This is a genomic window from Stenotrophomonas sp. STEN023, from assembly GCF_056760135.1.
The window spans coordinates 1-22,256 of record NZ_JBRREF010000078.1; the positions used below are offsets into that span (position 1 = coordinate 1).

Below are 22,256 nucleotides of genomic sequence, written 5' to 3' on the forward strand. Positions count from 1 at the left end.
CCGAACCGCCTCGATCTTGAACTCATCCGTATAACGCTTCGTGCTCATAACCACCTCCGCCTAAGCCATAGTTTATGGCTGCGAGGTGTCTACGAAATCCTGGGCGATTCAATCTGATACGTCTTCTCTCGTTTTCTAGGGACGAATGCACCGGGAATTGGGGGCGGCACTTGGATTCTACTCATTGGCCTAAGGCGGCGGCCCTAATGTTGAGCCGCATCAGGGTAACCTGCTATGCGGGTTGTCGGGTGTATGTGGCATGATTGGGCCAAGGGTTTGGTTATTTGGAAGTTGTCTTTCAATGGAGATGTCATGGCAAGTCGTAGTGAGATTTTTGATTTTGTAGTGCGCACGTATTACGGGGACGACAGGAGTGCAGCGGCTAAGACTGGCTACTCCGAAAATTCAATTGCCCAATGGCGGACCGGAGGTCGCATACCTCAGCGTTCAACCATTGAGTACTTCATAAGCGTTGCGTTCGTTCCAGAATTCAAAGTTATTCAGGAGTTTTGGCCGTTCGACAGTTCGAAGCCACTTCTTGCTCAGCTAAGGAATATGTTGGGAGAGCACAAGAGCGACGCAGGGATCTACGCTTTTTATGATTCTCTTGGCAATCTTTTGTACGTTGGGAAAGCGACAAAGCTACTTGGCGAAATCAAGTCGGCTATCGGTCGGAGAATTGACGTTTCATTTCCAAAAGGTGTAAAGAACAAGCCTGAGACACGCAGAGAAGTTGTTCGTTACATATCTGCCTATGATGTCGGGACCAGCTCGTTCGATGACTACCCGAAGCACGTTGAATCGCTCTTGCTCCGCATATCTAAGCCACCGTTCAATAAGAACATTGGCTCCCTTGATCGTGCTCGTAAGGAGCCGACCGAGACTTAGCGGTTAATTTAGTTAGAAGCCATCTTCGGTTTGCTCAGACCAGAGCCGTCCCGCACGCATCAACTGTGTTGATGCTTGGTACGAGCGCTGATAAGGACTCCCGCAAGCACTATGGCTGCGGCCAGCCCTTGGAGTGCGGTCACTTGCTCAGATAAGACGGTGGCTCCCATTCCAGCGGCAAGGATTGGAACCGTGAGCTGCAGGCTCCCTGGGGCCATTCGGCTTAGAAATCCTCGAATCCAGTACCACAGTGCGTAGGCCAGACCCGAAGCGAGTGCTCCTGAGCATACGGCGTAAAGCGTGCCAACCAGATCAAGCTGCAGCTTGCCAAGTACGAAGGGAGCAATAGCCACGCACAGTACGCTTGCCATCAAGAGATTCTCGGCAGCCTGCGCAGTAACATCCTTGCTTGGAACGACCAATGAGTAAGCATCCCCATGCGAGACCAGCGATGGCCATCAGCGCGGCAGGCACCATGGGAGGCGCACTCACTGAGGGTCCGAGGAACAGAGCAAGCCCGGCAAGGGCCAATGCTGGGCCCCATGGGCTTGATCTTTCCCCGCGGAGGTAGCCTGCTCCGACCATCAGCAGCTGCGCGCACGCAAACAAAATCAGTGCTCCTGTAGCAGCGCCGATTCCTCTGTAAGCGTAAGAGAATGCCAGCGCGTACACGACCAGAAGCGTCCCGTGTAATGACCCACTTAAAACCTGCTCAGGTATTAGTTTTCCCCAAAGGAGACACCGATGAATGAAGTGATGGAAGAAGAAATCAAGCGCTGGACGGCCCGGCGCAAGTCGGCACTGGTCCTTGAGATCATCCAAGGCAAGACCACGGCAGCTGCGGCGAGCCGGCAGTTCGACCTGACCCCTGCGGAAATTGAAAGCTGGGTCGAGGACGGTAAGCGCGGCATGGAGAACGCACTGAGAGCCAAGCCTGAGGATGTGCGCGAGCAGTACGAGCGCCAGCTCAAAGGTCTGTAGGAGGCTTACGGCGAGGCGATGCTGGAAATCCGTGCGCGAAAAAACTGGCTTCCCTGCTGGGAAAGGACGAGAGCTGATGCGCTCGGTCCAGCAGGGCCTGAAGGATGAAGGCTTCGTGGTGCCGATGACCAAGTTGTGCCCCTGGTTTGAGGTGGCACGGCGTACGACGTACTACAAGCTCACCCGGGCGCTGGCGAGCGTCAAGCCCGAACTGGCCACGCCGATCAAGGAAATGATCGAGGCAGAGCCGTAGTTTGGCTACCACAGCGTGGCCGCGTTGCTTGGGATGAACAAGAACACGGTGCAGCGGATTTTCCAGCTCAAGGGCTGGCAGGTCCGCAAGCGGGCGTTGGGAAAACGTCCGCGCATCGAGGCGAAGGGTCTCCCGCGCTGAGTTTCCAGATCAGCGTTGGGCAACGGACCTGTGCCGCGTATGGGGCGGCAAAGACGGTTGGCTCAGTTTGGCGCTGGTGATCGACTGCCTACCAGGCAACTGCTGGGCTGGCATCTGTCGCGGACCGGACGGACCGGCGCCGCGTCCGTCGCCTTGGAGCAGGCACTGATCACGCGCTACGGCACGCTGGGCCGCGTGCGGGAGCCATTCCTGCTGCGCTCGGATAACGGTCTGGTCTTTACCAGCCGCGATTACACCCGCTTGGTGCGCAGCTACGGTCTGAAGCAGGAGTTCATCACCCCGGACTGCCCACAGCAGAACGGGATGGTGGAACGCGTGATCCGGACATTGAAAGAGCAATGCGTGCACCGGCATCGCTTCGAAAGCCAAACCCACGCCCTGCGGTTGATTGCTGACTGGATCGCCTTCTACAACCAACAGCGCCCGCACCAGGCGCTGAAGATGATGACCCCAGACGCGGCTTACGCCGCTACATTAACCGCATGACCTGAGCAGAAAGCGGTGGGTCATTACAGGTGACCCCGAACCGATTGGCGATCTAGATTGACGGGCGACTCCCTCAGATATAACCAAAATCCCGGTTACACTAAGAAATCCAGCACACGCTCATCTATGGACCAAGGTTGTCGATCAGGCTTTCGACGGACGATGGCTCGCACTGAACTGTTGCGGCGTGACGGTCATTAATCTCGACGTCGACGCCCGCTTCCCGGGCGCCACTCTCACTGATCCGGTCGAAGATGCTATAGACCGTATTTCCTGTAGGAATTCTAACCGTGTCCATCGACGAGGTTCGTGCCACTGACACCATGCTGTGGGGGACAGAGAGGTTCATCTCGGACTTCTCCGTACGTCGCGCGAAGATGTAACGCAGTGCTGAGCCGGAATCGCACAGCGTTACCTCCTTCTGGTTTGTGGTGGTGCAGCTGAAGATCCGTCGCTCAGCATTTGTGCATGTCGTCGCGTCAGTTGATAGCGACGAGTGCACAGGCTCCGCAGGTGACTGAATGGAACCAGCATTGGAAGGTGCCATGCACTGGCCAGACTCACATATCCGGTCACCCTTGCAGTCAGCATCCTTTCCGCATTGCGAGAAAGCGGGTTCTTGCAAGGGAAGCTGAGAATCCTGCTGAGGCGTTGCAGGGGGCTTGGCAAGTGCCGGATCGGGTAGGCCTGCCGGCTGGTCAAGCCCAAATGCGCGCCTCATTATGAAGGCGGCTTCTTTACCGACCCCGCAGCTCTCAAGCGCGTCCACCATTGCCCCATTCCATTCCCGGTCCGGGAGCTTCTCGACTCGAACATAGTCGTCGATTTGGCTGCTGCTGAACTTGCCTTTCAGCTCCTTGTACGTGCACGAGCACAGTTCCTTCGGGATGCCCTGAGCGGTACAGCTGGCCACATATCTGCTTCGCGACTTTCCGTCGCATGCCACAAGCAGCATCGAGACGATCATTGCCATGAGGATGATTGTTGCGTTCTTCGCCATGTAGTTCACTTCTTCGATGCCAAGACCAGACCGAGTACGCCAAGCAGTACAATGCCGCCGAGTATCTTCCCCAGCGACGGGAATATAATTGTAGGCCAGATGATTGACTTGCCCAGGTTGTATGCAAAGCCCCTGTAAGCGTCGTCGCCCCACCAGTTCCCGTAGAAAGCGAAGATGATTGCAATGATGAAATAAAGTGCGGCCAGTTTCTTCACGGTCATTCCTTGAATTCGAAGCAGTCATTTATTGGCACTAGGCGATCCACTCAAGAAGCGCGCTCTCGATATCGTCATCGATGTCATCCAGAAACCCGGGAATGGCATTCGTGGGCAGATATCTGTCTGTTGCCTCGTGCATGAAACCCAGGAACTCGTTGCCGAAAGCGGTCACTGGGTAGAGCTCCATTAGTGCGGGCGAGCGGATGGAATGCTCGAACTCATCAATCAGGCCGGAGGCATCCCTTTCTGATATCAGGAGCTTGTATCGGCCCCATCTGCGCATGAACTCGTTGAAGAATCCCGACTTCCTCAGCTCTTGCTGGATGGTTTCCATCTTGTGGAGACCTCGGATCTCACTGAAACCACTGACCTCGATGATGCATTCGATCAGCAGGGTGGTCGCGGTAGCTGCTGCAATCTCATCCGCATACTCACGCCCGTCAGGGATATTTGCTCTGATCAAGTGCTCAGCGGCAGCGGTCGAGTAGATAAGGAGCTCAAAGCGAATGGCGTCGCTCATCCAGAGTGAGCGCAGTTCGCGAGGAACACCGCTCTCCGATTCGATCCATTCTGCAAGCGACAGGGAGATCGGCAGAAGCCGGCTGGCGAGCTGCAGGACCGCTTGCTCCGCTCCTTGAGTAGTCCTGATCCTCCTGTCTATGTTTTGCTCAAAGCTCTTGTAGTAGCCCTTTTCCAGCAGCGTGAGGGCTTGGTGCCCTGTTCCGGCAGAAGCCGGGCGCTTGTGCTTGGTCTCGCGCGGCGCATCGGCGTGGCGCTGCTGACAAAAGGCATTGAAGAAGTCAAAGAACTGATGGACTTCATCTGAGTCCGGCACGTTCAGTTTGCCAAATTCCTGCCCGTTGACCGTGATCCTGCTCTTATAAGCCTCGATGCTGCCGATTTTTTCCACCTGGACCGAGCAGGGGGATTCGAAGACCGCCTTGAACCTGAGCTCTTGCTCCGTGATAAGCACACCCTCTTTAGCACTCCCGAAGACGGTGTCGTCGATCAGCGCGATGACATTACGGGGGTTCAGCCCACGGCCATAGCTTTCCAGGGCGCCACCCAGCTTTTTCTGCGGGATGTTGGGAGCGACATGTATCTTCTGGAAGAACTCATTGTCCGGTACATACCGTTGAAGAAAATCCAGCAACGGGCTGCGCTCGTCCGGCTCGGGAATGGGCGGTGGTGAAGCTGCCGGCTTGGCAGATTGCTTCCCACGCTGTTGATCAAACCGTGCTCGCTCACTCTTATCCTTCAGGATGGAGTATGCCGCGTTCAGTTCCTTCATTTTTTCCGTGGCCCAGGCGAGGGTTTCGGAATCGGAACTGGCGTAACGATCCGGGTGATACTGGCTCCGCCGCCCCTTGTACGCGAGGTCGATTTCATCGATTGACGCACTGGGACGGATTCCCAGTACTTCGTAATAATCCTTTTCCAACATGCATCCCCCTGATGCTTCCTTTCTCGCTTTTGGCGCTTCGTCAAAAGCATTCGAGAGAATAGCATCGATGATGAATGGGGGAATATTCTTTTTTTCGAGAGGGTTCCCCCCGTCCGCTAACACGGATACTTCAATTAAGCACCATGGTGGGGCCTACGCCAGCCTCACCAGCGCAACGTCCACCTGTGAACTTTCAGGGCTTAATCGGAGTGCGCCAACGTTCAAGCTTTCCTTGCCCCGTGTGGGGCTAACAAGGAGACGAATATGGCAAAGGGTAATGGTGGGTCGGCTGGGAAGGCCGGTGGTGGCTCGAAGGGCGGCTCGACTGCCGGCGGCGCTCGAGGCTCCGCTGGGTGGCCGTCGACCAAGCCTGGGATGCCGTCTGGCGGCAACCGCAGCAACGCCCCTGCGAAGCGCTGACTACGGATCGATCAGCCAAGCTGGGGGCGGTGGGCCTGTCGACGGGGCCGGGGGTGGGTAGCGGTGTCTATGCCGCTCCCACCATCCCAGATAGGCCTCCCGCCAACCCGTGCGGTCCATGTGGCCCGCGGTGGTTGGGTGGTCTGGCAGGAGTAGGCTCAACAAGAGTGCGGCCACCAGGTAGGTTTCAAGCAGGTCCGCTTGGTCATCGAGATCAGACGCCTTCGCCTTGTGGGTCCAGAGTTGGGTGTGGACCAGTGTTCTGAATAACTTTCGAGTTAGCTGGGCCTTGCCACTTCTCAAGCCGCGAACGAACCGATCGCCCTCGCCAAGCCGTGTCCCTGATAGATCTGCCTGGGAGCCCATGTCCGCGATAGGGAGCGGGCGCTCAGGCCAGCGGCCCTCGCGCAAGTAGTAACCGACGGCGCCAATGAAATCTACGAGGCGCGCGGTAGGGTCAGCCGGGGTATGGCGACGCCGATGAGTTGGTCCAGGCGGTGCCAACAGCACTGCAAATCTGGGGAGGCCCGCCAAGGCGTCTGGCACCCCGGTCCGTCCAATCCAATGCCCGATTTCGTGGTCCACTGCAGCCAGGAATGACAGCGCCATGTTGGCGCGCCGGTTCAGGGCCAGATTGAAGGCGGCCCGCTCAGGTGCGGTCAGCTCCAGCGTGGGACCTCGGATACCCGCCACCGCCAACGTTGCGCAGTAGGCAGGCCCAAGCTCTGACTGCGGGCCTATCTCGTCGAAAAAGCCGGACACGTCTGTGTCCGACAACTGGCATAGCCGTTTGTCTGACGCATCGAACATGGCGACCAGTTCTCGGGTTGGTGGTGACGTATGCTCGTTGAGCAAACCTAGCCCGTAGAGCATGATGGCCGAGTGTCCCTGGGGGATTTCCTCTTTGAATCCTCGAAATTCGGCGTCTGGGACGCCGCGTTTCTGGAGCATGCGCAGCAGTAGCGAGTCCGAATGTGCTTCGACTTGCTCGCGCTTGGCCATGAAGGCTGCGTAGCCACGTCCTCGACGATAGTTCATGTGGTTCAGGCCCGTGGCGTACTCGAAGAACGCAGCGGGGGCCATGCCCACAAGCTTGTGAGCAACCTCGATATGGAGAGCGAAGAGCATTGCCTATCTCATGCTACCAGTGGAAGGGCGAAATCAGCCCATGCTTGCATCATGGGGCGTCGCTGCTCCAGCGGATGAGTGCGGTGATAGGCGGATTCGACTCTCTTGGGGGGACTTCGCGTCATATTCTCCTCAACGAACCCACTCCGGAAAAATGAACGAAAAAATACGAAGACGTCCGAGAAAAAACTCTCCTGGGAAAACCTAGGTACTGTTTACGATCCAGATTTTCCGAGCCCCCACTTTTTTACGAGTACGATGGAGAGCGAGAAGTTCTACCAGGGGAGATGGTATCTCATGCCATTCTGCTCTGGCACGAGCAAATGCTTGCAATCCCCTTGACGATACCAGCGATTTTCGGGAATTTGCGGCGTCGTTGTTGGATCAGGATAAGCTGCCGGCGATGCGCCACAGACCCGTGCTGTGTATGGGGGAGGGAAAGACGGGTCGCTCTGCATGGCGCTGGTGATCGATTGCCATACCCAGCAACTGTTGGGTTGGCACCTGTCACAGACCGGCAAGGCCAGCATCACCTCCGCCACGTGGATGCAGGCGCTGAGTACGCGCTCATTATTGGACTCTGGGCGTCACCCGACCGTTAGCTGGTGTCCGTAGCGAGCAGGCACCTCTTAAGCGACTGTCGTGAAGCTTTCGTTTAACGGTCGGTCGCGTTGCGTCGTTCCCGATACCACGCTCCGAACTGTCCATTGTGCATGAATCGACGCAACTCGAATTGTCCCGACTCGTGAATGACGTGACGCCAGCGGGAGCAGCCGTACTTTTGTGGCGTTTGCTGAGGATGGTGTTCGGTAATCCATCGCGTGGCAGCATCAAGATTTGCCCAGTCGTCGATGGAAAGTGTATGGAAAGCTTCCCTCAACGCTCCGACAATACCCGCTATGGGCCAATGAATCTCACCGTCGGGTGCAATTCCATTGACGACCATTTCGTGAAATTGTGTTGATTGCACCAACTCGGCAGCGGCTTTTCTTGCCTCATCCATGTAGTCAGAAAACGTGACCAGTTGTTCGAAGTGCCGGTCGATCTCTGCGTATGAACGGCTCAGCGCGCCCTGGGCTTGAAGGCAACCGTCAATAGTCCAGAGATCATGTAAGTCGATGAAATGGTGCACCAGTGTATTTCGTAGTGTCACCAGCTCGCGCAGTTCCGTCTTGAGGGCCTCGTGACGTTCGGTTGGCAGTTTGAGCTGCATCCGGAAGCTGAAATGGATTGAGCCTTCAGGTTGCTTGTGTGTGTCGTCGGATAGTTCGCAACCTTCTTTCAAGATGTAGTCGCCCATTAGGCGGCCGATCAACGTACCTAGCGTCTTGTCGCTAGTCTCTGCCCTTCGGGCGTCTAAAGCATACGGGAGCATCTCAGATGTTCCAGACAGCTTCTGGAATGCGATCATTGCCTTCAGCAGGCGCTCGTACTGTTGCAAACGCAAGAGACAACGGCCCAAGAGCCGTTGTACTTCGCGTTGCGGTCCTGAGATGTCAGATTGGTCGGGGACAGCCATCGGGAATCCGGGCGAAAGTGCTAGAAGCGGTTAGGTAACGATATCGTTTGAACTGAAAGATGTGGGACTAATCTGAACGCTATGCTGCACCAAGCGCTTTCGACCCAAAGCGAACATCCGCCTGAGCGCAGGCTCTGGACTCCGCGGGGTCCGGTTATTCATCGGCTTGTTAGCCGGACCCAGACGTCCTAGTATCGAGCCGCATCAAGGGGATTGCCCCGCCATACGGTGCGCTGTGGATAAGTTGTATAACCGGACCTAGGGATCCGGCTATTAGGTAGTTAGACCTCAAATGAGAACTCAATGAGCCTTCGCAACTTCCACGTCGACTCAAGCGTTACTGATGCCCAGCTACTGAAGCGGGCTGAGGCGCTCTATAAGAATTTTGTTGGCTCTTTCCGGCAAGCGGCCGCGAATGGGCACTTCACATTCGGTGGCATCACACTCCACGACCGCGATCTAAACCGCGTCCATTCCATCGTTACCGAGATTGACGCACGCCGTTTGTTCTACGCTTGCGGCGAAGACGAGTCGCCTCAGGATGCTATGCAAAGCCTCTACGAAGCGCGCAAGGTGATCATGCAAGAGACCAAGGGCGTTTGGGCCGATCCGTCCTGCGAACGTCTCATTCAAGAGATAACAGCCACTCTCAGCGAGCACTGCACCGCAGCAGAGAAGCTGGAAAATGCAGGTGGAGACGTGTGGTCACCTGACAGGGTCAAGTTCATGATGGTCATGACCGAGATGCGTTTGGGAACCTGGTTGCTGGTTGCAGCTCTCAAGAAGAAATTCGGCTCAATTATTCAGCCTCGCAATCTGCCGATAGACCTCGAGAACCTTGTCCAGGCAGGTGAGGTCTAACAATCATTCAAGCCGACGCCGCTTCGCGGCGCGGCTTAATTCAGGTGTTAGCAGTCACAGGGGGGAATTGTGGCATACGAGTTGAAAGACAGGCTTGTGGTTGGCGTTGCATCAAGCGCTATGTTTGATCTGACTGAATCAGACAAAATTTTCAGGAGTCAGGGGGAGGAGTCGTATCGACAGTATCAAGAGGCTCATAAGAACAACCCGTTGAGTGAGGGGGTCGCCTTCTCATTCATCAAGCGCCTGCTCACACTCAATGACCTAAGTCCAGCAGGTACAGGGCCATTGATAGAGGTTGTCTTGCTCTCACGCAATGATCCAGACACGGGGCTTCGCGTGATGAAGTCCATCGAACATCACGGATTAGGAATAACTCGTGCGATCTTTCAGCAAGGCGTGTCTCCATACGACTACATCCCCGCCCTGAATATTTCGTTGTTCCTTTCATCCAACCAGAGCGATGTTCTTGAAGCCATCGCCAAGGGTTTTCCAGCCGGCTACGTGATGGAATCAAAGAAGATTGATGACCCTCAAGACAAAACCTTGCGGATCGCATTCGACTTTGATGGTGTAGTGGCTGATGACACTGCTGAGACCGTTATGCAGCAGACGAAAGACGTCTTAAAATTCCACGACCATGAGACTGCCAACGTAATGGAGCCACTCGGCGGTGGTCCACTCAAGGAATTCTTGCTTAAAGTTTCAAAGATACAGAAGGTCGAAGAAGAAAAGCGAAAAGAAGATCCGGGCTATAAGAATCGTCTTCGCGTATCTATTGTCACGGCAAGGAATGCGCCTTCCCATGAGCGGGCTATCAATACGTTGAAGAGTTGGGGAGTCATGGCGAATGATGCATTCTTTCTTGGAGGAGTAGAGAAGAAGCTTGTCTTGGACGTTCTACAACCGCATATCTTCTTTGACGACCAATCCGGGCATCTTGCGACCGCAAGCGAAGTGGCTCCATCAGTCCACATTCCTTTCGGCATCACGAACAAACCAAAAGATTGAATGCTAACAGTTCATTCAAGCCGACGCTTCTCCGCGACGCGGCCGAACTCAGGCATCGATGTTCGCTTCTGGCCGTAAGCGGACACCTCGTCCCGTCAATAATTCGATCTCCGGTTTGGCTGCTTGGACGAGAGCTAGAACAGAAGGAGGCTAGCTAATTATTTCCGGACAGACCTCAGATCCAGTCGCGCCGTAGATGTGTCACTTTAGTGCCTACGCTACAGAGCTACTCAAAGGAACTGAAGGCCAATATTGTTGCTAAGGTAAGAGAGTGAGCCTTTCACCATGTCTGGCAATCCTATCGAAGTCTTCCAGAGTGAGCTTGACGAGGCTTGTGGGGAACGTGGCTACGAAGCTTGCCTCTTCCTGATCTAAAGCGTCCGAACTAGCAGGACTACCAATGTAGATCATTGCCCCTCTGTCGGCGCTCTTAGAGAGATAGTGGTGAAAGGTACGAACCCTCAGTGCATGTGATTGGTCGGACATGATGTCAGCCACGCGCTTGATGCGAAATGGATTCAGAGAGTATTTGCTGAAGCTCATATCCAATGGCCTTCCTGCATCTGAGACCAGTATGAAGTGTCCATTGGCATCCTTTGGCACGCCCCTACCAGCATCAAAGAAGGGCTCAAGTCCAAGATTGTCGTACACGCCACCATCGTAGAGATGGATTACAGTGCCTGGCTGGGAGTCTACGGTTTCGTGTGTAGGACCACTCCAGCTTGCTCGACGCTTCCACCTGAACCTGTCCGCCCTGAGGCGAAGCGGGCCAAAGCCGCCTGGGAAGGCGGCCGAGACCGCCATTGCGCTGGCCAGAGGGAAGTTGCCCGTCGCTGCGTAACCCGTTAGGTAGTCTCCCAAGTCTGCACGCTTGAATCGAAAGCGGCGTCCGTTCTCAGCATTGGTCCCATTGATTGACCAGTCCGGTATCGCCGGAAGATCGCTAAGCTTGTTCTCAATTCCCCAACGGCGGCGCAGTGCAGCTGCTAGGAGATTAGAGCGGCTCAGCAAGAAGCGAAGATTCGAGAGGCTCGATAGTTCGCGGAGGGCATCCCACTGGAGGCTGCGTGAGGTGAGTTCATCGCGGAGCGCCGGGTAGATCTGTTCCAGAAACCGTTCTGAAGTCGGCCATGCCATGCCAGAGCGATGCAGCACAAGTCCGGTGACAAGGCTCCCTCCCGACACGCTGGATATCCGAGATACCGACTCCAAACAACCAGCGTTTGCCAGCGCCCGCATGATCCCCAAGTGGAAGGTCATTGCTCTGATGCCTCCACCGGACAGCACTAGATCGATCTGGCGATCTTTCAAGGCTGAACCTCCGCCTGGACAACACGAATGTCATGGCTTCCAACGATCACTTGGATTACCGGAAGGCCTTCCTCGTGCATTCCCATAGCGAGCTCGGCCAGCTGCACAAGATCGGCTTGGCTTGGCTCTGGCGGACACCCGTCTGGGTGGCTGTGCCACTCTCCAACGTATCCAACGATTCCAGCAGTGCGGTTTTGTGCTTCTGCAACGGCCTCTGGCATTCCGGCAACACCGCGCTCAAACGAAGCGGGCGTACCCTTACTGTCGGTTGGCGCCGGCAGCGCATCTACAACGACAAGCAGGTTCTGCGTGAAGTCGTGGTAACCAAGGAGGATACCACCCGTCTCGCTGGGAAGACTTTTGCTGCGCAGAGCATGCAGATGTTCGTGTAGGCCTTCATCCATGTAGATGCTGAGACCATTAATTGCCTGATGTATCCGCCTATCAGACAGTGGGACCTCTATCGCTTCCGTTTGGCCGCTCACATCTCGCTGCCAGATCAATGCGGCGGCCCTCGGATTGGCAATATGGACTGGGATGCTCTCGGCAAACTGACAGGCATGAATCATCACACTCGAATACGGTAGGACCATTGAGATGTCACGGCACGATGCTCCGCTCCAGAACGCTCCGCGATGGCCCTCAAGATGGGCTCTTCCCCAATTGGAATTGATGATGGCGCGGTAGTACTGAGCTTCAATCGTACGCAAGCACCGTTCCTTGGCGACGTCCTCAAGCATCATGACTCCCGACCGACCGTTGGGAGTTACGAATACACTCACATGCCGTGATCGTTCATCCACTACTGCTGACGCCCGCGGGAAGCCCAGGTCTGCAGTTGCATCTACGACCAGGTCTGCGCTCCTGAGGGCCTGCGCCAGCTCCGGCAAGGTACTGGTAAGGACGTCTTCCTCGAGAGGAGTTACAGCCGAACCATTACGCATGACCTCTCTGGCATTCGCGGAGACTGCCAGAACCTTGGGTTGCCCAATCTGTCTATTGAATGCAGTGTGGCGTGACAGATTGTGCGGTCGGACATGATCCTTATCCACTACAGTCCACCGACCCCAGCCAGATCGAACCCATAGGTCCAGCAAAGCACTTCCCAAAGATCCAACGCCGATCAATACGCCTTGCGGTCCTGCATCGCTGAAGCCCGATTGGCTGCGTGCACGTTCAGGGCTGTTCTCCCAAAGAACGGTGACTGGATCAAGCCCGATAGACTCCCATCCTTCCTGTGGCTGATTTCCAACAACACCAACTGAGCTGAAGTATCGACCGTCATGCGGGATAAGAGCACCGAGCATAGTGCCGATCTTCAGTGTCCCACCATCAAGGAAGAAGGCGCGATAGGTGATTCCTTCGACCTCGCCGGTCGACGCACGCTTGATGGGAACAGAGAGCAGCACAAGCGTGCTCGGAGCCTCATCCTGGTGAGTGAGTCCGTCTGAAGGCGTCGCTGCCTGGATAGCCGCTGCTACAAGCGGAACCAGGTCCGCTCCTCGCCGTGCCAAGAGTTCATTCAACTGCCCGAGAGTATGCGGATCCCATTCAATCATCCCGCTTTCAATGGGCTCAAGGTCTACCTTGACCAGAGTAGCGTGGAGAGACTTGTTGGCAGGAAGTTGATCAACGATGCGCAGTGTCCAGCCATCGTTCTTACGCTCAGCTGCAGCGATAACACTGAGCTTCCCCCTTGCCGCCAGTTGGTCAAGATCCCAAGGGATCAGCAGTTCATGCCGAGACTCAAAGAACAGCATGTCCAAAGGCTGATCGGCCAGATGCAGCTCGCCCTTGGCATTCTTCTCCATCCACCACTGGATCCGAGCAAGAAATGACGAAGGAGTCCAGGTGCGAGCGACAACGAAGGGCGGTTCGAAATACAAGCATAGCTGAGCTGGGCCCTGCGACGTCACGCTGTTTTGGTGTGCAAGCCTCGGAAAGTCCTTCCGCATTGACCAAACGACTGTTGCCTTCGCATCGTCCTGAGGCACATGTATAAGCATGCGCTCCCGAAAGCGGAGCCCATATTCATTGTGGGTGGGCACACCGTGGCACTCAACGTCCACCATTAGGTAGACGGTCGCCAGCTCTTCTACCTTGGCGCTACGCATCACCTCAATGAGTTTGAAGTCACGGTGAGCATTGACAGCGGCGATCATCGCGCTTGTACGCGGTGTGACTGCCGCTAGATCGTCTAGAGCAGTCAATGTATGCGCAAAGTACTCCGAGCTCATGCTCCTGCCCTGGCAGGGCGGGAGGCAACGATGGCCGCAGAGCCAAATGACGACGCTGCTTTCGTCCAGGTGACGCCTGCGGCAGCCACCTCGAAGACAATTGGCTTAGGATTATTGGCGTTAGGCTCTTCCATGGTGACGAGGAAGGATCTTCCACCAACCTTCTCAAGATAGGTCTCGTAGGTTCTGCGGGCTTGAATGTGGGGTGGCTGGACCTGCTCGTAGGACTCTTTAATGTCAGGCACAGGTTTACAGCAGGCGACGATGTACGAGTCCTTCTTGCCCATCATGAGAAGCTCGGCGACCTTTTCGCAGGGAACAGTGTCCTTTTCCCCCTTATCTTCCCCAAGCGCCTTGTAGCTACAGTGATGGGGGATGTTGAACAGATCCCAGGCAAGGCGGTCCTCATTGCCGTGGTACTTCGTAATGTCGACAATCCTTTCCAGGTCACAGTACTCGGCATCACCAACCTCCAGGTAGTCGTAGGTGCGGCCGTCTGCTTGGAGCCTCACATTGAACACTAAGGCTGCCGAGTTACGGATGATGTCCCCTTCATCGCAGTGTTCGATGAAGGGCGAGTGGCAGAAGAACTCCACGTTGTCTTCTAGCAAGGTGAAACCCGGAACGATGGTGCCAGCATCGACAAACAGATGATCCCGGGCCGTCGATGGCTCGCCGCGAGCTTCCAGCTTGGGTCTCAGCCATTCCATCAGCGTTTCTGGCTGTGAGAAGACCAGGATGCCTTCGCCTTCCAGCAGACGGTGGCGCGCCTCTTGCCTCAGAAGCACGAACTCTTCGCTCTGCTGATCTTGCGTGGCCTCCTCCACGAGCATCGCTGCGGGGACCCACAACTGGTCGATCTTGATTCTGCCCTCGCCGTGATAGACCTTTGCATGCTCCAGCCAGAAGAAGTCAGTGCTGCCCTGGATGTGGTCGTTATCCGCGTGTGTGAATGCCACTACGTCAAAGCTGTCCTTACCTGCGTCGACAAGCTCCTTCTTAAGTGCTGCCTTCAGATCGATCTCTGGCGTCGACTCATCTTCCGCACACCCCTTGTGGCGGAAGTCAAAGAGAACCCGCTTGCCATTGTCCAAAATGATCTGCGTCGTGTCCCCGTTTCCAACCGGGTAAAAAACCACTTGGTGCTTCGTCGCCATCTCCACTTCCCCCTGGACGTTGATCCATCAATCTCAGATTGCCGTCTTCTCGTCTCGGGCAATGAGACGATGGGCGGCTCGTGACTACAGTTCAGTTGAGGGATGAATTTGTGACGGCGGTCGCCGTTTTCAAGGGGGCAAAGTTCTTTAAGGTAAATGTCACTATTTTCTTGTAATATCAACAAGATACGAAATTTCACCTATGAATCGAGGGTCTCATACAGGTGGAGGCACAAGCCTCAGTAGGGTTGCCGCAGTGATAGCCTGGGAAAGAAATTAGTAGCCCGTCCACCACTCCAGTCGTCACCATTTCTCAATGTGTACGGCGCGAATAGCCCGTTAAACGGCTGAGCGGAGGTCCGCTCTTGGCCGATAGCGGACATGTGGCAGGGCAGGAGATTAATCCGCGTAATCAAGGGTAGTGCAGGTGCGGAATGCCTGACTGGATCATCAGTGTCCAGCTTTCGTTTACGTTGATGTCGCTGGTTGCAACGCCTCAAGCACCCGACAGTCGGCGACGCGACCTCCAGGACAGTTCCCGAGCATGCGTTGCAGCTCGGTCTGCAATGCAAGCAAGTCGACTACCTTCCGCTTGATCTCGGCGATGTGTGCCTTCACCACATCGTCCACGGAACTGCACTCGTGTTCGCGTTGCTCGCCAAAGGCGATCAACTCCCGAATCTGCTCGATCGAGAAGCCAAGCTCACGCGCACGACGGACGAACGAGAGTCTGCGCCGGGCCTGCTCGCCATAGTGCCGGTAGTTGCCTTCCGATCGCTGCGGCTCCTCCAGTAGCCCGATTTTCTCGTAGTAACGGATCGTCTCTGCCTTGGTTCCGGTATGCCGGGCCAATTGGCCAATGGTGAAAAACTCATTCATGACTTGACCTTGTAGTGGCTACAGGGTTCATAAAGGCGCCTGATTCATTTTTCAAGTCCGGGCTGGCCCCGGCGGAGGCCCCCATGGACCATTGTTGCGGAAACAAGCGCCAAGAGTTGGAGAGTCTCGCCCTGCATAGCGCTCAACGGCGGGTGCTGATCGCGGTTCTGATCATCAATCTGGCGATGTTCTTCATTGAGTTCGGGGCTGGCCTCATTGCCCGGTCCAGCGCACTGCAGGCGGACGCGGTCGATATGCTCGGCGATGCCATTGTCTATGGGCTGAGCCTATGGGCGGTCAACCGGGGCGCTCGTTGGGAAGCTGGTGCCGCGCTCGCCAAGGGCTTGCTGATCCTTGGCTTCTTCGTATTCATCGTTATCGAGGTCATCAACAAGCTGATCAACGGCGTGCCGCCGTCGAGCTCACTGATGCTCATCTTCGGTGCAGTCGCCCTTGTCGCAAATCTCAGTTGTCTCGCGCTGCTGTGGCGGTTCCGCAAGCTGAACATCAACATGAAAAGCACCTTCGAATGCTCGCGCAACGATGTCGCGGCAAATCTGGGGGTCCTGGTCGCTGCGGGGGGCGTTGCGCTGACGGGCCAGGGTTGGCCGGATGTTCTTGCCGGCGTAGTCATCGGCCTGCTGTTCCTGCGATCGGCCATCAGCGTGATCGCTGAAGCATGGCCTGCCTGGAAGGCCTCGCGCACTCCCTGATCTCCCACTTTCTCATTGGATCTACCGGCATGAAGCCTCGTCTAACTTCGCTTTTCCTTTGCCTGGGACTCGTCTGTGCGCCAGCGTGGGCGGAAAACAACCAGCAACTAACCCTGGACGCAGCCATCGAACGCGTCGCTCAAGGGCATCCAGAACTCCGCCTTATTGAAGGCCAGCGGCGTGTGCTGGATGCTCGCGCTGAGATCGCCGCTCAACGCCCGCAGATGACCGCGGCATTGGAACTGGAAAACGTCCTTGGCAGCGGAAGCTACAAGGGGGCCGATCAAGCCGAACTAAGCGTCAGCCTGGCGGGTACGCTGGAGCGCGGTGGGAAGCTGGATGCTCGCCGAGTTTTGGCGAGTGCAAATATCGACCAACTTGCTCCCCAGCGCGAGATGGCGCGATTGGATTTGCTGGCAGAGACGGCACGTCGCTATCTCGTTATCGCTGGGGCCGTGCAGCAGCAACGCATCGCCAAGCTGGATATCACCCACCGCCAACGTGCGGTGGATGCAGCGCGGCGTAGACACCAGGCGGGTGGTGCGCCGGAGTCGGTCGTGCTGACTGCGCAATCTTCGTTGGCCGAAGCAGAGCTTGACCGTGATAGTGCAGCTCAAGCCGAACGGGCCGCGCGTCAAAGCCTCTCAGCCTTGTGGAACAGCACCACACCTGCTGCGGGAGACGTGACCGGTGATCCGCTGGTATTACCGGCAGCAGGCGAGTTCGCAGCTTTCTCCGAGCAACTCACCCGATCGCCTGAACTGGCGCTCCTGCAGGGAGAGGCAAGGGTACGAGAGTCCGAATTGCGGCTGGCCCGCACTGCGTCCCGCGCGGACATCGGTTGGCAGCTCGGTGCACGCCGGTTTCAGGACAGTGACGACACCGCCTTGTTTGCCGGCATTTCACTGGGGCTTGGAAGCAGTGCTCGCGCGGCTCCGGGCATTCGCGCCGCGGAAGCAGAACTGGCTCTGATTCCGTTGCAGCGTGAGGCGTTGCAAGTCCGCTTGCACGCTGCCGCAGCACAGGCGTTTGGCGAGTACCAGACATCGCGGTTGGAAGCTGCGCGTCTGGGCAGTGATGTGCTGCCGCGCTTGGCGCGCGCAGAAAAGTCTGCAGCGGCAGCTTGGGCAGCGGGTGCAACCAGTTACCTGGAGTGGGCGCAACTGCAGGACCAGCAGGCACAAGCCATGCGCCGGCAGCTACAAGGTGCGCTGGCGGCACAGAGTGCACTGATCGAACTGCAGCGCCTGACCGGCCAACCAATTATTGATTCCACGAAATCTCCTTCATCCGCACAGGACCCGACCTCCCCATGACCCTCCTTATGACGCATGCTCCCCGCTGGCTGCTGGTTGCGACGCTGGCCTCCGCGCTGGCTGCCTGTGGTGGCAAACAGGCAGGCGAGGACAGCCAGCAGCCAACCGACCCCCATGGTCATGCGGAAGGAGAAGACTCCGGCAGCCACGAGGAGGGACACACGGAAGCTCATGCTGACGATCACGAAGATGGTGCACTTGAGAACACCACCATCTCCGCGCAGGACGCCAAGGACAACGGGGTTGAGGTCGCGGCTGTTGCGCCCGGCGCAATTCGCACCCAACTCGAAGTGCAGGGGATGATCATCGCTGGCGACAGCGCCCAGTCGCAGGTCACGGCAAGGTTTCCCGGCACGGTGCGAGCGCTGATGGCCAACGTGGGCGACAACGTAAAGGCGGGTCAGGTGCTGGCGACGGTCGACAGCAACCTGAGCTTGAGTGCCTACAGCATCAACGCACCGCGTAGTGGGGTGGTGGTGACACGCGCGGCTCAGGTGGGTGGGGGCGCTGCGGAAGGGCAGGTGCTGTTCGAGATAGCCGATCTTTCACAGGTGTGGGTCGATGTGCACGTATTCGGTGCAGAAGCCGCATCACTGCGGCCTGGAGATGAGATCGAAGTGGTCGACCTCTATGGCGGTGAGCCTTCGGTTGGCCGCTTGCAGCGCATTCTTCCCGGGACAGCGATTGCCAGCCAGAGTGTGGTGGGGAGGGCGGTCCTGGAGAACCCGGCCAGCAATTGGCGGCCCGGTGCGGGAGTAAACGTCAGGATCACCACTGCAAGTGAGAACGCCGACCTGGTCGTTCCGCAATCTGCAGTGCAAAGCATGGATGGACGCGACGCTGTCTTTGTTCGCACTGGAGATACCTACACCTCTCATCCGGTGACGCTGGGAAAGCGCGACGCGACGCATGTACAGGTACTCGAAGGTGTTGCTGCCGGTGACGAGGTCGTGGTGGAACAGAGCTACCTGATCAAGGCAGATATCGAGAAGTCGGCGGCTGGCCATGACCACTGAGGATTCCCGAATGCTGGAACGTTTGATCCGGGCCTCCATCAGCCACCGCTGGCTGGTCATGGCATTGACACTTGTACTCGTTGCCGTTGGGGTCTGGAGTTTCCGCCACCTGCCCATCGACGTGACGCCCGATATCACCAATGTCCAGGTGCAGATAAACACCGCTGCTCCTGGCTATTCCCCGCTGGAGGTTGAGCAACGCATAACCTTCCCGGTCGAAACGGCGATGGCCGGCCTGCCGAAGATGGAGTCGTTCCGCTCGTTCTCACGCTACGGTCTTTCCCAGATCACGGTGGTGTTCAAGGACGGCACCGACATCTACTTCGCCCGCCAGCAGGTCGCTGAGCGCTTGCAGCAAGCCAAGTCGCAGATTCCCCAGGGAATGGAGCCCATGCTCGGGCCTATCGCCACGGGAATGGGGGAGATTTTTTCATACACGATCGACGCTGACCCCAAAGCGCGTAAGCCCGATGGTAGTCCTTACAACGCCACGGACCTGCGGACCCTGCAGGACTGGGTGATCCGTCCCCAGCTGCGAAATGTTCCCGGTGTTGCCGAGGTGAACACCCTAGGTGGCTTCAAGCGTGAGTTCCACGTCACGCCTGATCCCGCTCGTCTGCGTGCGTTGAATCTGACGCTGGAAGACGTGGTTCGTTCTCTGCAGGCAGCCAACCAGAACATAGGTGCCGGCTACATTGAACGCAGCGGTCAGCAGTATCTGGTGCGGGTCCCGGCTCAGGCAGACCCCGGGCAGATCGGCGACATCCTGGTTACGCGTCGCGAGGGGGTTTCGATCCGGGTCCGCGATGTAGCCACAGTCGGTGAAGGGCAGGAGCTGCGCAGTGGTGCGGCTTCACAGAATGGCCATGAAGTGGTTCTGGGCACCGCCATCATGCTGATGGGCTCGAACAGCCGTGAGGTCTCGCAAGCGGTCGCCAAACGGTTGGAGGAGGCCTCCCGTAGCCTGCCTGCAGGCGTCACGGTGACACCTGTCTATGACCGGACCTTGCTGGTGGACCGGACCATCACGACGGTTGCCAAGAACCTGACGGAAGGCGCACTGCTTGTCATCGTCATCCTCTTCCTGTTGCTTGGGAACTTCCGTGCAGCGCTCATCACGGCGCTGGTCATCCCGCTTGCCATGCTGTTCACGCTGACCGGCATGGCGCGTGGCGGCGTCTCAGCCAATCTGATGAGCTTGGGAGCATTGGACTTCGGTTTGATCGTGGACGGTGCGGTAATCATCATCGAGAACTGCCTGCGCCGTTTCGCCGAACGTCAGCACGAGCTCGGCAGGACGCTTTCGCTTGAAGAGCGCTTCGAGTTGACTGCCGCTGCTACCGCGGAAGTTATCCGTCCAAGCCTGTTCGGGCTCGGCATCATCACTGCTGTCTACCTTCCAATCTTTGCCCTCACCGGCGTCGAAGGGAAGATGTTCCACCCGATGGCAGTTACCGTTGTTCTGGCGCTGACCGGTGCGATGGTGCTGGCGCTCACCTTCGTGCCCGCAGCCATCGCACTCATGCTCGGAGGACGCGTCCAGGAAAAAGAGAATCGCCTGATGTCCTGGATGCGCAGGCGCTATGAACCGCTTCTTGATACCAGCTTCCGACATGCGCGGATTGTAGGTGGCTTGGCTATCCTGCTGGTTGCAGGTAGCGGTGTGATCGCATCGCGGATGGGCAGCGAGTTCGTCCCCAGTCTGGATGAAGGCGACATCACGATCGGAACCATGCGCATTCCCGGCACCAGTCTTACGCAATCCGTGCAGATGCAGAAAATTCTGGAGACGCGACTTCTCGAAGTTCCGGAGGTCGAGCGGGTCTTCTCAAAGGTGGGCACTGCGGAGGTAGCATCAGACCCGATGCCGCCGTCTGTGGCTGACACGCTTGTGATGATCAAGCCGCGTTCGCAATGGCCTGATCCACGTAAGACCAAGACAGTGCTTGTAGAGGATATTGAAGCAGTCGTTGCACGCGTGCCTGGCAACAACTATGAGTTCACCCAGCCGATCCAGATGCGGATGAACGAGCTCATCTCCGGTGTTCGTGCAGATGTGGCAATCAATCTGTACGGCGATGACCTGGAGGTGCTGGCGCGTACCGGCAAATCCATCGAGGCCGTGGTCAAGACAGTGCAGGGTGCCTCTGATGTGCGGATGGAGCAGGCGAGCGGGTTGCCGTTCCTGTCCGTCATCCCTGACCGTGCCGCCCTGAATCGCCTGGGTCTTACCCCAGAGGATGTCCAACGGGTTGTCGCAACGGCAGTTGGGGGTGAAGTTGCGGGGCAGATATTCGAGGGTGATCGACGGTTCGACATCGTGGTTCGTCTGCCCGAACCTCTACGGCAGGATCCAGATGCATTGGCGCGGTTGCCAATTGCACTCCCTATCGACGCGGAGGCAGGTGCAGGTAAGTCTCCCAGCGCGGCCCGAAGCGTACCGTTGTCGGCAGTCGCACGCATCGAGATGAGCGAGGGCGCCAATCAGATCAATCGCGAGAACGGAAAGCGTCGTATGGTCGTGACCGCCAACGTTCGTGATCGCGATCTGGGGAGCTTCGTGGACGAGCTTCGCACCTCGCTCGATGCACAGGTAAAGGTGCCGACGGGCTACTGGATCGAGTTTGGCGGAAGCTTCAAGCAACTCGCGTCGGCCAGCCAGCGCCTCGCGATCGTAGTGCCGGTCACCTTGGTGTTGATCGTTGCACTGCTGTATTGGGCCATTGGGTCCTTCAAGGACGCCATGGTTGTGTTCAGTGGAGTGCCGCTGGCACTGACCGGTGGCGTGCTGCTGCTTGTGCTGCGCGATATCCCGCTTTCGATCTCCGCAGGCATCGGCTTTATTGCCCTGTCAGGCGTAGCTGTCTTGAATGGACTGGTAATGATCAGCTTCATCCGTGATCTTCGCCACCGCGGGGTGGGCCTCGATCAGGCCGTGCGGCAAGGTGCGCTCAGCAGACTGCGTCCGGTGCTGATGACGGCATTGGTGGCGTCATTGGGCTTTGTTCCAATGGCACTCAATGTCGGACCAGGGTCGGAGGTGCAAAGGCCGTTGGCGACCGTGGTGATCGGCGGCATTGTGTCGTCCACGTTGCTGACCCTGATGGTTCTGCCAGTGCTCTATCGCTGGGTTCATCGAGGACGCGATTGATCGACGAACTGTATAGAAGTGGGGGGGGGGGGGGCGGGCCCGGGGCGGGCCCCCGGGTTGGGGGGGGGGAAAGCGGATAGGGCGGGGGGGGGGGGAGGGGGGGGG

At 57.3% G+C, this 22,256-nt stretch carries 19 protein-coding genes and 1 pseudogene; 10 read left to right on the forward strand and 10 right to left on the reverse strand.

Features of this window, described 5'->3' with window-relative positions; translation table 11 throughout:
* Window positions 1–312: 312 nt before the first annotated feature.
* On the forward strand, window positions 313–888 hold the full coding sequence (locus tag ACVOLV_RS17805) for a hypothetical protein (RefSeq protein ID WP_481555518.1): 576 nt from the start codon (window positions 313–315) through the stop codon (window positions 886–888).
* 59 nt (window positions 889–947) lie between these two features.
* Here ACVOLV_RS17805 and ACVOLV_RS17810 read toward each other — a convergent pair whose 3' ends face one another.
* Window positions 948–1,310 carry an EamA family transporter gene (locus ACVOLV_RS17810; protein ID WP_481555519.1) on the reverse strand — a complete coding sequence of 121 codons (363 nt, stop codon included), beginning with the start codon at window positions 1,308–1,310 and terminating at the stop codon, window positions 948–950.
* A 322-nt stretch (window positions 1,311–1,632) separates the two neighbouring features.
* On the opposite strand from ACVOLV_RS17810, the pseudogene ACVOLV_RS17815 reads away from it, so the two are divergent.
* From ACVOLV_RS17815 to ACVOLV_RS17825, 3 genes and pseudogenes are all read left to right on the forward strand, one after another.
* Window positions 1,633–1,946 (forward strand): annotated as a pseudogene (locus tag ACVOLV_RS17815) (DUF1153 domain-containing protein).
* Window positions 1,946–2,122 carry a hypothetical protein gene (locus ACVOLV_RS17820; RefSeq protein WP_481555520.1) on the forward strand — a complete coding sequence of 59 codons (177 nt, stop codon included), beginning with the start codon at window positions 1,946–1,948 and terminating at the stop codon, window positions 2,120–2,122. Before ACVOLV_RS17815 ends, ACVOLV_RS17820 begins: the two are co-directional and overlap by 1 nt.
* A 294-nt stretch (window positions 2,123–2,416) precedes the next feature.
* A complete protein-coding gene (locus ACVOLV_RS17825; RefSeq protein ID WP_481555521.1) occupies window positions 2,417–2,770 on the forward strand; it encodes a transposase in 354 nt (117 codons plus the stop codon).
* A gap of 124 nt (window positions 2,771–2,894) precedes the next feature.
* On the opposite strand, the gene ACVOLV_RS17830 is transcribed toward ACVOLV_RS17825, so the two are convergent.
* The 5 genes from ACVOLV_RS17830 to ACVOLV_RS17850 form a co-directional block, all read right to left on the reverse strand.
* Window positions 2,895–3,770, reverse strand: a complete 876-nt coding sequence (locus ACVOLV_RS17830; RefSeq protein ID WP_481555522.1) for a hypothetical protein — start codon at window positions 3,768–3,770, stop codon at window positions 2,895–2,897.
* Between the two features lie 5 nt (window positions 3,771–3,775).
* A complete protein-coding gene (locus ACVOLV_RS17835) occupies window positions 3,776–3,985 on the reverse strand; it encodes a hypothetical protein (RefSeq protein ID WP_481555523.1) in 210 nt (69 codons plus the stop codon).
* 37 nt (window positions 3,986–4,022) lie between these two features.
* Window positions 4,023–5,432 (reverse strand): J domain-containing protein, encoded by a 1,410-nt coding sequence (locus ACVOLV_RS17840; protein WP_481555524.1) that lies wholly within the window; start codon window positions 5,430–5,432, stop codon window positions 4,023–4,025.
* A gap of 420 nt (window positions 5,433–5,852) precedes the next feature.
* The gene (locus ACVOLV_RS17845; RefSeq protein WP_481555525.1) at window positions 5,853–6,980 is read right to left on the reverse strand and encodes a hypothetical protein; all 1,128 of its coding nucleotides are present in this window, start codon (window positions 6,978–6,980) and stop codon (window positions 5,853–5,855) included.
* A 655-nt stretch (window positions 6,981–7,635) separates the two neighbouring features.
* The gene (locus ACVOLV_RS17850) at window positions 7,636–8,499 is read right to left on the reverse strand and encodes an OST-HTH/LOTUS domain-containing protein (protein ID WP_481555526.1); all 864 of its coding nucleotides are present in this window, start codon (window positions 8,497–8,499) and stop codon (window positions 7,636–7,638) included.
* Window positions 8,500–8,802: 303 nt separating this feature from the next.
* Between ACVOLV_RS17850 and ACVOLV_RS17855 the strand changes: the two genes are divergently transcribed.
* Window positions 8,803–9,360, forward strand: coding sequence for a hypothetical protein (locus ACVOLV_RS17855; RefSeq protein ID WP_481555527.1), 558 nt, complete (start codon window positions 8,803–8,805; stop codon window positions 9,358–9,360).
* A 69-nt stretch (window positions 9,361–9,429) separates the two neighbouring features.
* Window positions 9,430–10,371, forward strand: a complete 942-nt coding sequence (locus ACVOLV_RS17860; RefSeq protein WP_481555528.1) for a 5'-nucleotidase — start codon at window positions 9,430–9,432, stop codon at window positions 10,369–10,371.
* Between the two features lie 258 nt (window positions 10,372–10,629).
* Here the strand turns inward: ACVOLV_RS17860 and ACVOLV_RS17865 are convergent, their stop codons facing one another.
* From ACVOLV_RS17865 to ACVOLV_RS17880, 4 genes are all read right to left on the reverse strand, one after another.
* Entirely contained in the window at window positions 10,630–11,658 is a 1,029-nt protein-coding gene (locus ACVOLV_RS17865; protein WP_481555534.1) for a patatin-like phospholipase family protein, read from the reverse strand.
* A 20-nt stretch (window positions 11,659–11,678) separates the two neighbouring features.
* A complete protein-coding gene (locus tag ACVOLV_RS17870; protein WP_481555529.1) occupies window positions 11,679–13,844 on the reverse strand; it encodes a ThiF family adenylyltransferase in 2,166 nt (721 codons plus the stop codon).
* 71 nt (window positions 13,845–13,915) lie between these two features.
* Window positions 13,916–15,076, reverse strand: coding sequence for a ComEC/Rec2 family competence protein (locus ACVOLV_RS17875; RefSeq protein ID WP_481555530.1), 1,161 nt, complete (start codon window positions 15,074–15,076; stop codon window positions 13,916–13,918).
* 468 nt (window positions 15,077–15,544) lie between these two features.
* On the reverse strand, window positions 15,545–15,955 hold the full coding sequence (locus ACVOLV_RS17880) for a MerR family transcriptional regulator (RefSeq protein ID WP_481555531.1): 411 nt from the start codon (window positions 15,953–15,955) through the stop codon (window positions 15,545–15,547).
* 83 nt (window positions 15,956–16,038) lie between these two features.
* Between ACVOLV_RS17880 and ACVOLV_RS17885 the strand changes: the two genes are divergently transcribed.
* From ACVOLV_RS17885 to ACVOLV_RS17900, 4 genes are read left to right on the forward strand one after another with little or no spacing between them, the layout of a single operon-like run.
* Window positions 16,039–16,668, forward strand: a complete 630-nt coding sequence (locus ACVOLV_RS17885) for a cation diffusion facilitator family transporter (protein WP_481533784.1) — start codon at window positions 16,039–16,041, stop codon at window positions 16,666–16,668.
* 29 nt (window positions 16,669–16,697) lie between these two features.
* A complete protein-coding gene (locus tag ACVOLV_RS17890; RefSeq protein WP_481555532.1) occupies window positions 16,698–17,984 on the forward strand; it encodes a TolC family protein in 1,287 nt (428 codons plus the stop codon).
* Entirely contained in the window at window positions 17,981–19,000 is a 1,020-nt protein-coding gene (locus ACVOLV_RS17895; RefSeq protein WP_481513620.1) for an efflux RND transporter periplasmic adaptor subunit, read from the forward strand. The genes ACVOLV_RS17890 and ACVOLV_RS17895 overlap by 4 nt, the downstream gene beginning before the upstream one ends.
* Window positions 19,001–19,010: 10 nt before the next feature.
* A complete protein-coding gene (locus tag ACVOLV_RS17900; protein WP_481555533.1) occupies window positions 19,011–22,151 on the forward strand; it encodes an efflux RND transporter permease subunit in 3,141 nt (1,046 codons plus the stop codon).
* Window positions 22,152–22,256 lie beyond the last annotated feature (105 nt).

What these genes read in the sequence shown, in the direction of transcription:
- ACVOLV_RS17805 (WP_481555518.1), top strand. Translation starts at nt 313, where the DNA reads ATGGCAAGTCGTAGTGAGATTTTTGATTTTGTAGTGCGCACGTATTAC.
- ACVOLV_RS17820 (WP_481555520.1), top strand. Translation starts at nt 1,946, where the DNA reads ATGCGCTCGGTCCAGCAGGGCCTGAAGGATGAAGGCTTCGTGGTGCCG.
- ACVOLV_RS17830 (WP_481555522.1), bottom strand. Translation starts at nt 3,770, where the DNA reads ATGGCGAAGAACGCAACAATCATCCTCATGGCAATGATCGTCTCGATG.
- ACVOLV_RS17840 (WP_481555524.1), bottom strand. Translation starts at nt 5,432, where the DNA reads ATGTTGGAAAAGGATTATTACGAAGTACTGGGAATCCGTCCCAGTGCG.
- ACVOLV_RS17845 (WP_481555525.1), bottom strand. Translation starts at nt 6,980, where the DNA reads ATGCTCTTCGCTCTCCATATCGAGGTTGCTCACAAGCTTGTGGGCATG.
- ACVOLV_RS17850 (WP_481555526.1), bottom strand. Translation starts at nt 8,499, where the DNA reads ATGGCTGTCCCCGACCAATCTGACATCTCAGGACCGCAACGCGAAGTA.
- ACVOLV_RS17855 (WP_481555527.1), top strand. Translation starts at nt 8,803, where the DNA reads ATGAGCCTTCGCAACTTCCACGTCGACTCAAGCGTTACTGATGCCCAG.
- ACVOLV_RS17870 (WP_481555529.1), bottom strand. Translation starts at nt 13,844, where the DNA reads ATGATCGCCGCTGTCAATGCTCACCGTGACTTCAAACTCATTGAGGTG.
- ACVOLV_RS17875 (WP_481555530.1), bottom strand. Translation starts at nt 15,076, where the DNA reads ATGGCGACGAAGCACCAAGTGGTTTTTTACCCGGTTGGAAACGGGGAC.
- ACVOLV_RS17880 (WP_481555531.1), bottom strand. Translation starts at nt 15,955, where the DNA reads ATGAATGAGTTTTTCACCATTGGCCAATTGGCCCGGCATACCGGAACC.
- ACVOLV_RS17885 (WP_481533784.1), top strand. Translation starts at nt 16,039, where the DNA reads ATGGACCATTGTTGCGGAAACAAGCGCCAAGAGTTGGAGAGTCTCGCC.
- ACVOLV_RS17890 (WP_481555532.1), top strand. Translation starts at nt 16,698, where the DNA reads ATGAAGCCTCGTCTAACTTCGCTTTTCCTTTGCCTGGGACTCGTCTGT.
- ACVOLV_RS17895 (WP_481513620.1), top strand. Translation starts at nt 17,981, where the DNA reads ATGACCCTCCTTATGACGCATGCTCCCCGCTGGCTGCTGGTTGCGACG.
- ACVOLV_RS17900 (WP_481555533.1), top strand. Translation starts at nt 19,011, where the DNA reads ATGCTGGAACGTTTGATCCGGGCCTCCATCAGCCACCGCTGGCTGGTC.